This is a genomic window from Bifidobacterium sp. LH_413, assembly GCF_056357015.1.
In genome coordinates, this window is record NZ_JBKEVK010000005.1 from 113457 (window position 1) to 127548 (window position 14092).

12 protein-coding genes are annotated in these 14092 nt (G+C 66.6%); 10 read left to right on the forward strand and 2 right to left on the reverse strand.

Translation table 11 applies throughout. The features are described from left to right. The first annotated feature begins 53 nt into the window (after positions 1-53). Complete coding sequence (locus tag AC1AYN_RS08670) at positions 54-1868, forward strand: AMP-dependent synthetase/ligase (protein WP_476532941.1); 1815 nt, start codon at positions 54-56, stop codon at positions 1866-1868. Positions 1869-1983: 115 nt separating this feature from the next. Here AC1AYN_RS08670 and AC1AYN_RS08675 read toward each other — a convergent pair whose 3' ends face one another. Beyond that, positions 1984-4026, reverse strand: coding sequence for an AMP-dependent synthetase/ligase (locus AC1AYN_RS08675; RefSeq protein WP_476532942.1), 2043 nt, complete (start codon positions 4024-4026; stop codon positions 1984-1986). A 195-nt stretch (positions 4027-4221) separates the two neighbouring features. On the opposite strand from AC1AYN_RS08675, the gene AC1AYN_RS08680 reads away from it, so the two are divergent. From AC1AYN_RS08680 to AC1AYN_RS08690, 3 genes are read left to right on the forward strand one after another with little or no spacing between them, the layout of a single operon-like run. Further along, entirely contained in the window at positions 4222-5373 is a 1152-nt protein-coding gene (locus tag AC1AYN_RS08680; protein WP_476532943.1) for an NAD(P) transhydrogenase subunit alpha, read from the forward strand. 18 nt (positions 5374-5391) lie between these two features. Further along, positions 5392-5691, forward strand: a complete 300-nt coding sequence (locus AC1AYN_RS08685) for an NAD(P) transhydrogenase subunit alpha part 2 (protein WP_034526141.1) — start codon at positions 5392-5394, stop codon at positions 5689-5691. Then, a complete protein-coding gene (locus AC1AYN_RS08690; RefSeq protein ID WP_476502387.1) occupies positions 5692-7113 on the forward strand; it encodes an NAD(P)(+) transhydrogenase (Re/Si-specific) subunit beta in 1422 nt (473 codons plus the stop codon). A 196-nt stretch (positions 7114-7309) separates the two neighbouring features. Here the strand turns inward: AC1AYN_RS08690 and AC1AYN_RS08695 are convergent, their stop codons facing one another. Continuing rightward, positions 7310-8308, reverse strand: a complete 999-nt coding sequence (locus AC1AYN_RS08695; RefSeq protein WP_476532944.1) for an alpha/beta hydrolase — start codon at positions 8306-8308, stop codon at positions 7310-7312. 243 nt (positions 8309-8551) lie between these two features. Between AC1AYN_RS08695 and AC1AYN_RS08700 the strand changes: the two genes are divergently transcribed. From AC1AYN_RS08700 to rpsT, 6 genes are all read left to right on the forward strand, one after another. After that, positions 8552-9181 (forward strand): 50S ribosomal protein L25/general stress protein Ctc, encoded by a 630-nt coding sequence (locus AC1AYN_RS08700; RefSeq protein WP_476502389.1) that lies wholly within the window; start codon positions 8552-8554, stop codon positions 9179-9181. A gap of 218 nt (positions 9182-9399) precedes the next feature. After that, positions 9400-10527 carry a branched-chain amino acid aminotransferase gene (locus AC1AYN_RS08705; RefSeq protein ID WP_476502390.1) on the forward strand — a complete coding sequence of 376 codons (1128 nt, stop codon included), beginning with the start codon at positions 9400-9402 and terminating at the stop codon, positions 10525-10527. 184 nt (positions 10528-10711) lie between these two features. Then, positions 10712-12175 (forward strand): DivIVA domain-containing protein, encoded by a 1464-nt coding sequence (locus AC1AYN_RS08710; protein ID WP_476502391.1) that lies wholly within the window; start codon positions 10712-10714, stop codon positions 12173-12175. 114 nt (positions 12176-12289) lie between these two features. Beyond that, positions 12290-12862, forward strand: coding sequence for a hypothetical protein (locus AC1AYN_RS08715; RefSeq protein WP_476532945.1), 573 nt, complete (start codon positions 12290-12292; stop codon positions 12860-12862). Positions 12863-12881: 19 nt separating this feature from the next. Next, on the forward strand, positions 12882-13646 hold the full coding sequence (locus tag AC1AYN_RS08720) for a trimeric intracellular cation channel family protein (RefSeq protein ID WP_476532946.1): 765 nt from the start codon (positions 12882-12884) through the stop codon (positions 13644-13646). A 138-nt stretch (positions 13647-13784) separates the two neighbouring features. Further along, positions 13785-14045, forward strand: coding sequence for a 30S ribosomal protein S20 (gene rpsT / locus AC1AYN_RS08725; protein ID WP_476502394.1), 261 nt, complete (start codon positions 13785-13787; stop codon positions 14043-14045). Positions 14046-14092: the final 47 nt, after the last annotated feature.

Below are 14092 nucleotides of genomic sequence, written 5' to 3' on the forward strand. Positions count from 1 at the left end.
TACGGACGCACGGTACAATCGGTGACGACACAGCCAAGGAGGTCACGGAGACGATGATCACGGAATACTTGCGGCCGCTGGAACAGCCGATCGACACCGACAGGAACCTGTTCTCGATACTGGAGGAGCGCGCCGCGCGTACTCCGGACCGGTCCCTCATCGAATACAAGGAACCCGGCACGGGGGAGTGGAGGTCGTTCACCGCCGTCGAATTCCGCGACAAGGTCATCGCGCTCGCCAAAGGCCTCATCGCGCGCGGCGTCATGCCCGGCGACGCGGTGTCCGTGATCTCGAAGACCCGTTGGGAGTGGACGGCGCTCGACATGGCCATCATGTCGATCGGCGCGCTCACCGTACCCGTCTACGAGACGAACTCGCCGGCGCAGGTGAGCATGATCTTCAACGATTCCAACGTGCGCATGGCGTTCGCCGAGAACGACATGCAGCGCGACAAGGTCGAGTCCGTGCGTTCCCGGTGCCCGGACCTCGGCGACGTGTACGTCATCGACTTCGGTGCGCTCGACACGCTCGAGGAGTACGGCAAGGGCGTCACCGACGCGGAGTTCCGCGAACGCGAACAGGCCGTCCGCGGCGACGACCTCGCCACCATCGTCTACACGTCCGGCTCCACGGGTACGCCGAAGGGCGTCGAGCTGAGCCACGGCAACTTCATCTTCATCACCTATTCGGGCGTGAGGTCGATGCCGGCCATCGCCATGCCCGAATACGCGCGGCTATGGCTGTTCCTGCCGCTCGCGCACGTGTTCGCACGCTACATGCAGTTCTTCTGCTTCGCCGGCAACGTCACGCTCGGCCTGTCCGGGAACCTGAGGACGATTCTCGCCGACTTCGCCGCGTTCAAGCCGACGTTCATCCTCGCCGTGCCCCGCATCTTCGAGAAGATCTACAATGCGGCCTCGCAGAAGGCCGGCGCCGGTCTCAAGGGACGCGTCTTCGCGGGCGCGGCCGCCACGGCGCGCGCCTGGTCGGAGGCGCAGCAGTCCGGCGGACCGATCCCGTTCGCGCTGAACCTCAGGCATGCGTTCTACGCGAGGCTCGTCTACCGGTCGATCCTCGACGTGTTCGGCGGGCATGTCGAATACGCGGTCTCGGGAGGCGCCCCGCTCGACAGGTCCATCGCCCACTTCTTCAACGGCATCGGCCTGCCGCTGCTCGAGGGTTACGGCATGACGGAGACATGCGCGCCCGCCACCGTGAATCCGACCGCCGGATACCGGATCGGCACGATCGGCCTGCCCATGCAGGGCACGGCGGTCGGCATCGCCGACGACGGCGAACTGTGCATCAAGAGCCCCGCCGTATGCGTCGGCTACCACAACCACCCCGAGACCACCAAGGAGCAGATCCGCGACGGCTGGCTGCACACCGGCGACCTCGGCTCGCTCGACGAGGACGGCTTCGTGACCGTGACCGGCCGCAAGAAGGACCTCATCATCACGGCGGGCGGCAAGAACGTCTCGCCGGGCGAATTGGAGGCGTCGGTGATGACCTCGCCGGTCGTCAACCAGTGCGTCGTCGTAGGCGACCGCAAGCCGTTCGTCGCCGCCATCGTCGCGCTCGACCTGGCGGAGACGAACACGTGGCTCCAGGCGCAGGGCGCGAAGCCGTGCGCCGACCTGGCCGAGGCCGCGCGCAACCCGATCGTGCGCGCCGAGGTGGAGCGCGCCGTCAACCAGGCCGACGAGCTCGTCTCCCGCGCCGAATCCATCCGCAAGTTCGAGATCGTCCCCGACGACTTCACCGAGGAGAACGGGCTCGTCACCGCGTCGATGAAGGCGCGCCGCGAGGCCATCACCGAGCGCTACCGCGACCTCATCGACAACGTGATCTACGCGGGCAAGAAGTGACGGCCGCGTCGTAAGGCCGCCGCATACGGAAGGGCCCGTGACGGAACCTGTCATTCGGTTCCGTCACGGGCCCCCCTCCATATATCTCCCTGTCGCGCGGACGAGGAGAGGCGCCTCACTGGCGCGGCGCGGTCCTCTTCGTGTACATCTGCGTGGCGAGCAGCGTCGCGTAGCGCTTGATGACCTTCGGACGGATGACCTTCATCGACGCGGTCATCAGGCCGTTCTCCTGCGTGAACTCCTCGGGCAGGATGATGAACTTGCGCACCGACTCGGCGCGGGAGACGCCCTCGTTGGCCTGATCGACCCACTTCTGCACCTCGGCGCGCACGGCGGCGTTGTTCGCGGCCTCCTCCATGGACATGTTCTCGTCCAGACCCTTCGCCTCCAGCCACGGGCGCAGCGACTCCTCGTCCAGCGTGATGAGCGCGGAGATGAACGGGCGCTTGTCGCCGAGCACCAGCGCCTGCGAGACGATCTCGCAACGCTGGATGACCTCCTCGATCGGGCCGGGCGCCACGTTCTTGCCGCCGGCCGTGATGATGAGGTCCTTCTTGCGGCCGGTGATGTAGAGGAACCCGTCGTTGTCGATGCGGCCCAGATCGCCGGTCGCATACCAGCCGTCCTCGGTGAAGGAGGTCTCGGTGGCCTCCTCGTTCTTGTGGTAGCGGGGGAACACGGCGCGGCCCTTGACCTGGATCTCGCCGTCCTCGGCGATGCGCAGCGAGAAGCCGGGGAACGCGATGCCGACCGAACCGGCGTGGAACGGGACGCCCAGCACGTTGAACGCGCACGGCGCGGTCGTCTCGGTCAGGCCGTAGCCCTCGTACACGGGCACGCCGGCGCCGCGGAAGAACGCCATCAGCTCCGGGTCGAGCGGGGCGCCGCCGGCGACGATCCACTTGGCGCGGCCGCCCAGCACCTCGCGCAGCGACTTGTAGACCACCGGGTCGAACGCGGCGCGCTTGGTGCGCGTCAACGCGCCCGCATGGCCCTTCTCGGAGACCTCCTTCATGTAGTCCTGCGCGGCGACGACCGCGGAGGCGAACACCATGCCCTTCGCGCCGTGACCGGCCTTCTGGGAGGCGGCGTTGTACACCTTCTCCAGCACGCGGGGCACGACGATCATGATGGACGGCTTGGCGACCTGCAGGTCGGAGATCAGCGTCCTGATGCCGGTCGCGATGTAGATGTGGACGTTCGAGGCGACGACGATGTAGTTGATGGCGCGCGCGAACGAATGCGCCTGCGGCAGGAACAGCAGAATCGTGTTCTTCTTGTCATGCAGCAGGTCCGGCATGTAGTCGGGCAGGTTCAGCGCCGTCTGGCAGTAGTGCTCGTGCGTCATCTCGACGCCCTTCGGCGCGGCGGTGGACCCGGACGTGTAGACGATCGAGCACAGGTCGGTCTTCTGCACCGAGTCGATGCGCTCGTCCAGCTCCTCGTCGGACACGGACTTGCCGTACGCCTTGATCTCGTCCAGACCGCCGGTCTCGATGCACACGATGTGCTCCAACGACGGGCATTCCTCGACGGCGCCGTCGGCCTTGTCGCGCATGGCGGTGTCCTGCACGATGAGCAGACGGGCGTCGGAGTTGTTGACGATGTTGCGGATCTGCTCGGCGGAATCCGTGTCGTAGATGGTGGCCAGCACGCCGCCGCAGGCCATGACGGCCGCATCGGTCAGATCCCATTCATAGGAGGTGCGGCACATGAACGCCACGCCGTCGCCCTTCTTCAGACCGTAGTGCAGCAGTCCCTTGGCGATCTCGCGGACCTCGGCGAGGAACTCGTTCGCGGTCTTCGTGACCCACTCGCCGTCCTCCTTGTACGTGTACAGCGGTTCGTCGCCCATGCGCTCGGCGCGGTCGGCGTAGATGTCGTAGATCGACATGCCCATGTCCAGCGGAGGATTGCCCTGCGTGGTGGTGGTCAGCAGCCCCGAAGCCGGGTCGATCTCGGTGACCGTCGGACGGTCCGGCCCCCACACGTCGGTGTGGGGCAGCTCGATGGACTCCTCGCGGGCGATGTCCTCGCCGGCGTAGTCGGGTTCGTTGCCGGCGTCGTCGCCGACCGGATGCACGAAGTCGGTGCCGAGACGCAACGCCTTGCGCGTGATGTTCGTGGTTTGCTGCTTCAACGTGGAAAAAACGGACACGTGCTGCTCCTTGACCCAATTCCTTGTCTGGTCCTGTCTCAGAACAGCCAGTTTAGCGCCCGGAACGCGACACGTCACCTTACGGTGGCGTAGGAAACGCAGGCGTCCGTGGACGTTTCTCCCGGCGCGCCGCCGGTCTTCGGCTACACTTGGGCGACGTACGACACGATACGGCCAATGTCAGAAAGGGCTCTCATGGCTGAAATCAAGGAAGCCACGGTGGCTTTCGGTGTGCTGGACGAGACGTCGGATACGGAATCCCGCGTCGCGCTTACCCCGGACATCGTCACCAGGCTCGGGCGGAGCGGAATCTCCTGCCTGATCGAACGCGGCGCCGGCGCCGCGGCTCACTACACGGACGAGGACTATGCGAAGGCGGGCGCCACGGTCGCCCCGCGCGACGAGGTGATCGCCAAGGCCGACGCGCTCGGCTTCGTCGACCGTCCGTCCGCCGGGACCGTCGCCGAGCTCAGGGCCGGCCAATGGGTAATCGGCATGCTCGGCTCGTTCACCGACGCCGATTACGTCGCCGCGCTCGATGAGGCCGGAATCGTGGGCGTCGCCATCGAACGCCTGCCGCGCCAGCTGTCCAGCGCGCAGTCGATGGACGAGATGACCTCGCAGAACTCGGTGATGGGCTACAAGGCGGCCATCCTCGCCGCCGACGCCTACGGCTCGTTCCTGCCGATGATGACCACCGCCGCGGGCACGATCCGTCCGGCGAAGGCGCTCGTGCTCGGCGCCGGCATCGCGGGACTCCAGGCCATCGGCACGCTGCGCCGTCTCGGCGCCGTCGTCACCGCGTACGACGTGCGCCCCGCCTCCAAGGGCGAGGTCGAATCGCTCGGCGCGAAGTTCCTCGACCTCGGCCTCGACTTCTCGAAGGGCCAGGGCGAGGGCGGCTACGCGCGCGCCCTGACGCCCGAGGAGCAGAAGGAGCAGCAGGCCGCCGTCGACGCGAAGGCCGCCGGCTTCGACATCGTCATCACCACCGCGAAGGTCCCGGGCCGCAGGCCCCCGGTGCTGCTCACCAAGGCCGGCGTCGACGGCCTGAAGCGCGGCGCCGTGATCGTCGACTGCGCCGCGTCCGAGCTCGGCGGCAACGTCGAGGGATCCGCCATCGGCACGCGGACCACCGAAGGCGGCGTCACCATCATCGGCGCGCCGTACCTCGCCTCCGGCGTCGCCACCACCGCGTCCGACCTGCTCGCGCGCAACGTGGCCGACGTGCTCGCCCACTTCGTGCGTGACGGCAAACTGTCCCAGGACCCGTCCGAGGAGCTGGACGCCGCGCTCGTCGTCGCCGGCCACGTCGGGGCCGCCGGGACCGCGGCCGAAGAGAAGTAAGGAAGGGAAGGAACGCAAATGCCCACGCTCGTCGTCTCCATCACACTGTTCGTGCTGGCGCTGCTCATCGGCATCGAGGTGATCGGCAAGGTGCCCGCCACCCTGCACACCCCGCTCATGTCCGGCGCGAACTCCATCCACGGCATCGTCATCGTCGGCGTCGTCATCGTCGCCGCCGAGGCGAACTCGCCGCTCGCCTACGTGTTCATCTTCCTCGCCGCCGTGCTCGGCACGATGAACGTAGTCGGCGGCTACGTCGTCACCGACCGCATGCTCGAGATGTTCAAGTCCAACAAGAAGAAGGGGGAGGATAAGTAAATGGCCTCCGCAACCGTCGGAACCATCGACATCGTCGCATGGTTCGTCTACCTGTTCTCCGCCGTCATGTTCGTCGTCGGTCTGCACTTCATGAACTCGCCGAAGACCGCCCGCAAGGGCAACCAGATCTCCGCGTTCGGCATGGTCGTCGCCGTGCTCATGGCGTTCATCGTGCTGTTCGCCAAGGGCTTCGTCAACACGGTCGCCGTCGTCGTGCTCGTCGTCGGCATCCTGATCGGCGCGGTCGCCGGCGTCGTCTCCGCCAAGAAGGTCAAGATGACCGACATGCCGCAGCTCGTCTCCGTGTTCAACACGGTCGGCGGCGGCGCGGCCGCGCTCGTCGCCCTCAACGACATCCTCACCAAGGAGGGCGTGCCGGACCTCGTCGTGCTCATCACCGCCGGCCTCGGCATCCTCATCGGCTCCGTCACGTTCACCGGCTCGCTCATCGCCGCCGGCAAGCTGCAGGGCGTCAAGTGGGTGAAGAAGCTCACCCTGCCCGGCAAGGGCGTGTGGAACATCGCGTTCATCGTCCTCACGGTCGCCAGCTTCGTCATGCTGTGCGTCCAGCCCGGCCAGCGCCTCCTGTGGTCGATCCTCACGACGCTGTTCGCCCTCGGCTACGGTCTCGTGTTCGTCATCCCGATCGGCGGCGCCGACATGCCCGTCGTCATCTCCGTGCTGAACGCGTGCACCGGCACCGCCGTCGCCATGTCCGGCCTCGCCATCGACAACGTCGCCCTCATCGTGGCCGGCGCGCTCGTCGGCTCCGCCGGCGTGACCCTGTCCATCCTCATGGCCCAGGCCATGAACCGTCCGCTGCTGTCCGTCCTCGCCGGCGGCTTCGGCGGCTCCGACGCCGCGGCCGCAGGCGACGGCCCGGAGGGCACGATGAAGGAGACCTCGCCGGACGATCTCGCCGTCCAGCTCGTCTACGCCGACAAGGTCATCTTCGTGCCCGGCTTCGGCCTCGCCCAGGCGCAGGCCCAGCGCGAGCTCGCCGACCTCGGCGAGCTGCTCAAGAACCACGGCGTCGAGGTCTCCTACGCGATCCACCCGGTCGCCGGCCGCATGCCCGGCCACATGAACGTGCTGCTCGCCGAGGCCAACGTGCCCTACGAGGAGCTCGTCGACCTGGAGGAGATCAACCCGCAGTTCCCGTCCGCCAACGTCGCCCTCGTCGTCGGCGCCAACGACGTCACCAACCCGGCCGCCCGCCGTCCGGGCACTCCGGTCTCCGGCATGCCGATCCTCGACGTCGACAAGGCGCAGAACGTGGTCGTCATGAAGCGCGGCCGCGGCACCGGCTACGCCGGCATCCAGAACGAGCTCTACTTCGAGGACAACACGCAGATGCTGTTCGGCGACGCGAAGAAGAGCCTGCAGGCCGTCATCGCCGCCGTCAAGGAATTGCTGGCGTAATGGAGCGTCCTCGTCGTCGCTCCTCGGTCGCGGCACCTTCGTACCGCTTCCTTCGGTGCGCCTAGAGGCCGCACGCATTACGCGAACGATTCGTTGTGCCGGCGTACCGGCTTCAACCGCACGGGAGCCCCTCCTCGGAGGGGCTCCCGTCGTTTCCAGGTCGTTCCGGAGGCGATGCCGGCCACGGGACGAACCGTCACAGGGCGAACACGCGCGTCACGAACGCGGCGACGCGGCTCCAATAGAGCTCCGGATCCGTGCTTGCGGCGAGGGCATGACCGGCGCCCGGCACCAGCAGACGTTCGCGGTCCGGCCCCGCGCATGCGGCGATGTTGCGGTCGAGGAACGCGGGGTCGACGAACGCGTCCGCCTCGCCGTGGATGAACATCATCGGAATGATCGTATGGCGCAGCGAGCGCACACAGGACGCCTCGCGGAAGCCGTACCCGGCGACCCGGCGCGAGATCGCGGACATGAGGTCGACGATCGGCGCGCCCATCCAACGATGGGGCAGATGGTACATGTGCTTCGCGTTGAACAGGAACTGGTCGCGCACCGACGTGTATCCGCAGTCCTCGATCGCGGCGACGACGTTGCGGGGCAGCTCCGGTTCGCCGGTCGTCATCATCACCGTGGCGGCGCCCATCGAGACGCCGTGCAGCAGGACGCGGGCCTCGGGGTCGCTCGCGGTGATGAGGGTGATCCAACCCAGAAGATCGCGGCGCTCCAGCCATCCCATGCCGATGTAGCGTCCCTCGCTCAGCTCGTAGCCGCGCTGCGCCGGGACGAGCACGGTGAATCCCATGCGGGCGAACCGGTGCGCGTACTTCGCCATTTCCGAGGGTCTGCCGGCATAGCCGTGCATGCAGACCGCATACAAATGCCGGGCGGGGGAGGCGCGGTCCGGGTCGAACAGCCAGCCGTGGAGCTTCAGACCGTCCTCGGAACGCATCGAGACGGGCTGCTTCGCCGTCTCGAACCAGTGCGCGGCCTCCGTCTCCTCGTCGGCGTCCCGATGAGGCGTCTCCAGATAGTCCGACGCCGCGCCGTTGCTCATCAGACGCTCCATCCAATGCGAGCATTCCTGGTCCAGCGACAGATGGAACATCAGCTCGGCCGTCGTGAGCAATCCGGCGGCCACGGCGCCCACGCCCGCGCCCGCCCCGATCAGCATGTTCCTGGTGACTCGCCTCATCGCAACTCGATTCCCTGAAAAACGTTTCCTCCCTTGATTGTAGCCGCGAGGTTGTCCTCGGTTCCCGTATACTTGGTTGCTGTTGCTTTGGCGAGGGAAGACGAGGATTCCATCGGAGTCCGCTTCTTCCGTTATCGACTCGGCGTGATGAACCTCCTAGGGGGCGTTCTGCGGCGCGTCGTGGCGTCAAAAGACAGAACGACAAGTGACACATACGTCCATTACAACCCAAGGAGGCCAGATATGGCTACCAAGATCGTCCTCAACGGCGAAGTCCGCAACGAGTTCGGCAAGGGCGCTGCCCGCCGCATGCGCGTCGCCAAGCTCATCCCCGCCACCATCTACGCCGGTGGCGCCGATCCGAAGTTCCTCACCCTGCCGATGAAGGAGACCACCCTCTCCCTGCGCCACACCAACGCCCTGTTCGAGCTGAACTTCGGCGACGAGAAGGCCATGGCCGTCGTCAAGGACGTGCAGCGCAACCCCGTCAAGCGCATCGTCGAGCACATCGACTTCTACGAGGTCAAGGCCGGCGAGAAGATCGACGTCGAGGTGCCGGTCTTCGTCGAGGGCACCCCGAAGGGCGCCGCCGTCGCGTTCGTCGACATCCAGGAGCTCAAGGTCCGCGCCGACGTCGCCAACCTGCCGGAGCGCATCGTCGTGAACGTCGAAGGCCTGACCGACGGCACCAAGGTGTTCGCCAAGGACGTCGTCCTGCCCGAGGGCGTCGAGCTCGACGTCGAGAACGCCGAGGAGTCCGTCGTGACCGTCGAGGTGCCGGAGGACGCCACCGAGTCCACCGCCGCCCCGGAGGCCGCCGCCCCGGCCGCCGACGCCGACGCCGCTGCCGCCCCGGCCGCCGACGCCAAGTGATCGCCGCCGGCGTGAGGCCGGCCTGACGATATGATCCCCGGGAAGACCCGCGACACGTCTCGCGGGTCTTCCCTTTTGCTTTTCATAATGTGAACCGGCGCACATCCGCGGTTGCGGGATGTGCGAAAGTAACTGACAGCACCGGGCGCCACAAGCGCGCGGCAATCCCCTTCGAAAGGCCGCCATCGCACGGCCGAATGCAACAAAAAGAAGTGAACATGACTGAGAACACGCATCACGATCCGGCGGCGCTCGACAAGCTGGTCGAGCCGTTCACCGTACTGCCGAACGAGAATCCGGCCTCCGACGCCAAGCGCGCCGAACTCATCGACAAGCCGGCCTTCGGCCAGGTCTTCTCCGACAACATGGCCCACATGACGTGGACCAAGGGCGAGGGCTGGGGCGACCGTCGCATCGAGCCGTACGCGCCGCTCAAGATGGACCCGGGCGCATCCGTGCTGCACTACGCGCAGGAATGCTTCGAAGGCCTCAAGGCCTACCGTCACGCCGACGGCTCCACCTGGCTGTTCCGCCCGGACGCGAACGCCGAGCGTTTCCAGAACTCCGCGAAGCGCCTGTACCTGCCCGAGCTGCCGGTCGACGACTTCATCGGCTCCGTCGCCGCGCTCGTCAAGCGTGACGTGGACTGGGTCCCGTCCCGCCGCGAGTACACGCTGTACATGCGTCCGTTCATGTTCGCCTCCGAGCCGTTCCTCGGCGTGCGCGCCCCGCACGAGGTCGACTACTGCGTGATCGCCTCCCCGTCCGGCCCGTACTTCCCGGGCGGCGTCAAGCCGGTGAGCATCTGGGTGGAGGACAAGTGGTTCCGCACCGGCCCCGGCGGCACCGGCTTCGCCAAGTGCGGCGGCAACTACGCCGCCTCCCTGCTCGGCGAGTACACGGGCATCGAGAACGGCTGCGAGCAGGTCTGCTTCGTCGACGCGGCGACCAAGACCTACCTCGAGGAGCTGGGCGGCATGAACATGATGGTCGTCCACAAGGACGGCCATGTGGAGACCCCGTCGCTGACCGGCAACATCCTGCCGGGCGTGACCCGCCGCTCCCTCATCCAGCTGCTGCAGGACCGCGGCATCGACGTGGTCGAGACGATGATCGCCCTCGAGCAGCTGCTCGAGGACATCAAGTCCGGCGAGGTCACCGAGGTGTTCGCCTGCGGCACCGCCGCCATCATCACGCCGATCGGCCGCTTCAAGTCCCCGAAGTTCGACGTGACCGTCGCCGAGGGCGGCGTCGGCGAGCTCACTCAGTCGCTGCGCGACGAACTGCTCGGCATCCAGCTCGGCGAGATCGAGGATCCGCACAACTGGATGTGGAAGGTCTGCTGAGGCGTTTCGCCGAATCCGGCCCCCGCGGTGCGATTCGCACCCGCGGGGGCCTTGCAGTAGGGGGACGATGCCGTTCGCGGCGGGGAAAATGGAGCCATATACGAGGATGCGCTGACCGCCATGCTATTATGTGGAGCAGCATACACGGCGAGGCATCCATGAGAAAGGGATAGGGCAGATGGAGATGGGGTTTCCTACAGCGTTCCGCGGCTATGACAAGGAGTCGGTCGACGGATACGTCACGCACATGGCCCAGGAAACTTCGACGCTGCAGCAGCAGATCGACGATCTGAAGAACTCCCTCTCCCAGCTGCAGAGCGACTACCAGTCCTCCCAGATGCAGCTCGCCGATGCACGCAAGCATGCCGCCAAGGCCGAGGAGGAGGCCCAGAACACGGCCCAGAACTCGGTGAAGTATCTGGGTGCCAGCGCGCAGCAGCTGCTCAACGCCGCCGAGAAGACCAGCACGGAGCTCATCGCCCGCGCCAAGAGGGAGGCGGCCGACCACAAGCGTGAATCCACGCAGCAGATCGCGGACATGGTCCAGCAGGCCAACAACGACGTGCAGCTCATCCTCGCCGAGGCACGCAAGAAGTCCGCGGGCATCCTCGAACGTGCCAACGAGGAGGCCAAGCTGCTGCAGAAGAACACGGCGGAGAAGATCGACGCCGACAAGAAGCGTGCCGCCAAGGAGATCTCGGAACGTCGCAGCGCCCTGGACATGGAACTCGAGAACATGCGCGAGGCCACCAAGGCCGATCTGGAGAAGCAGCGCGCCATCTGGCAGACCACGCTCGCCGCCGAGAAGGTGGAGCAGGCGAAGACCCTCGCCGCACAGCGCCAGGACGCCGAGCAGGAGGCCGCACGCATCAAGGCCGGCGCCAGCGAGGAGGCCCAGCGCAATCTCACGGAATCCCGTCGCCAGCTCGACGAGGCCCGCAGCAAGTCCGAAGCGATGCTGAACGACGCGAAGGCGAAATCGGCGAAGATGCTCAGCGACGCGAACGAACGTTCCAAGCAGATTCTCGGCGATGCGGAGATCTCGAAGGCCGAGACGCTGAAGAAGGCCGCCGACGAGCTCGAGCAGGCCCGTTCCGTGATCACCAAGCAGCGCGAGGACACCTCCGCCGAGATCAACGACATGCTCAAGAGCATCAACCAGCGCCGTCTGGAGGCCCAGCAGGAGTCCGACAACATCCTCGCCAAGGCCAAGTCGGTGCTCGCCAACGCGAATCAGGTGGCCACCGAGAAGGAGGAGGAGGCGGAGAAGTTCCGCGTCTCCATCATCCAGGAGGCCAAGGAGACCTCCGAGCAAGAGACCCGTCAGCGCCGCGCCGCCGCCGACCGCGAGATCTCGCGTCTGCAGTCACGCATCGACAGCCTGCGCGACATGGAATCCCAGCTCATGACCCGTGTGAGCGACATGCGCTCGGTGCTGCTGAGCTCCTTCGACTCCCTGGACGACGGCTCCCTGTCCGCGGCGGCGGGACGCTCCCGCGTCTCGGGCGGCGAATACGCCAAGAAGACGATTCAGAACGTGCTGGTGGGCGTGGACGCCGGCGGCGACACGGATCCCTCGCTGGTCGATCCGTCGAAGTTCCCCGGCAGCCTGAAGTCGTCGTCGGGGGCCACCGACAGCTTCATCTGATCCATCCCGCCGGGGAGCCGGGACATGGTCATTGCATACTAGATTCGATTGACGGGTGCGTTCGTGGACGTTGCACAGACTAGGGAAACGGAGACTCACGGTGCATCGCGACATGTGCCGGAGTCCCGCTCCGTCCTGCTCGATCTCGATGAGAACCTCCATATCGACGTCCACTCGTATGTGAACGATCTGATCGAGCGGCAGCACATGGCCGGATTCGAGGATGACGAGAGCGAATCCACGCATGCGGACGAGGAGTCCTTCGACCTCATGCTCAACCGCGTGAGGCGCATCGCGGAGCAATGCTCCGAATCACACGTCAGCGCCGAACTCACCGCCTTGGCGCGTACGATGCCGGAATACGACATCTCACGGCTGCGGACCGAGGACGACGAGAAGCCGGCGGTCCCCGCATCATCGGAAGCGGATGGCGTCGACGGGAACGACGATGCGGATGCATCGCGGCCGGCGCGTACCCGACGACGGCACGGGGCCGCCGCCGGCAGGAAGAGGGGGGCGAGGCGCGGACGCCATCGACGCGGGGGTGCCGATGAGCCGCGGGGGGACCGCAAACGCCAGGCGAGGCGGCACGCCGCCCGCAGGCGTGGACCGTCCGTCGGCCTGTTGGCGGGATCCGCGGTCGCCGTCGTGCTGATCGCGGTCGTCGTATGCGTCGTCGTCCTGTAACGACGGAAGGGGGCTGCTCATGCAGGTGGCGTTGGAGAGCAACGCGTTCTTCATGGGCGTGGAATATCTCGCGGTGTTCTGCTGCGGTCTCGTCGGCGGGCTCGCGGCCGTGCGCAAGCGGTACGACCTGTTCGCCATCCTCGTGATCGCGTGGCTCACCGCCCTGGGTGGCGGCATCCTGCGTGACGTGCTGCTCGAGGTGCCTCCCGTCGGCATCACCGACCGATGGTCGGTGGTCACCGCGCTCGTCTCCGGCGTCGCCATCGCGATCGTCCACCCGGAGGTCAACAAGCTCAAATGGTCGATGATCACGCTCGACGCGCTCGCGCTCGGCCTGTTCGCGGTCAACGGCACGGCGAAGGCCATGTACCTCGGCACGTCCGGCATGACCGCCGGGTTCCTCGGCATGGCGACCGCGCTGGGCGGCGGCCTCACCCGCGACATCCTGCTCAACGACGTGCCGATGATCATCCGCGACAAACACTGGTATGCGGTGCCCTCCGCCATCGGATGCGTGTGTACCGTGTTCGTGTGCAAGGGGCGTATGGCGGGACTGTTGAACGCCGAACAGGAGATCGGGCTCGACGTGCTCATCATCGTGCTCATCGTCGGGATGCGTCTGGCCTCCGTGATCTACAACATCACGTTCCCGGGCGCCGTGGAGCGGCACAACGTCTATCTGCCGGGGGAGAGCCATTACCTCAGGCGCCCCGACATCACGCCGCAATCCGGCTCCGTGGGCCGCGGGCCGCGCGCCCGCTGGGACGATGACGACGACGTCTGACGTCCCTCCCGACGCCCGTCCGGTACGGGGGCGGGAGAGCCGCGCCGGCCGGCCGAAGACGGCGCGTCGTGTTATCCGCACGGCGTGCTATCATCTACGTCTCGTATGTCCTTATAGCAAACGTCGTTTGGAGTTACATTGGCAAACATCAAGTCGCAGAAGAAGCGCGTCATCACCAACGAGAAGGCGCACAAGCGCAACGTGGCCGTCAAGTCCGGTCTGAAGACCGCCGTCCGCGCCACCCGCGAGGCCATCGCCGCCGGTGACAAGGCCGCCGCCCAGGCCGCCTACCAGGTCGCCGCCCGCAAGCTCGACAAGGCCGCCGGCGCCGGCGTGATCCACAAGAACCAGGCCGCCAACCGCAAGTCCGGCCTCGCCCTCGCGATCAACGCCCTGTGAGACTGAATCCGCTCCGTTGAGCGGATGGTCGAGGAACCCCGCAAACC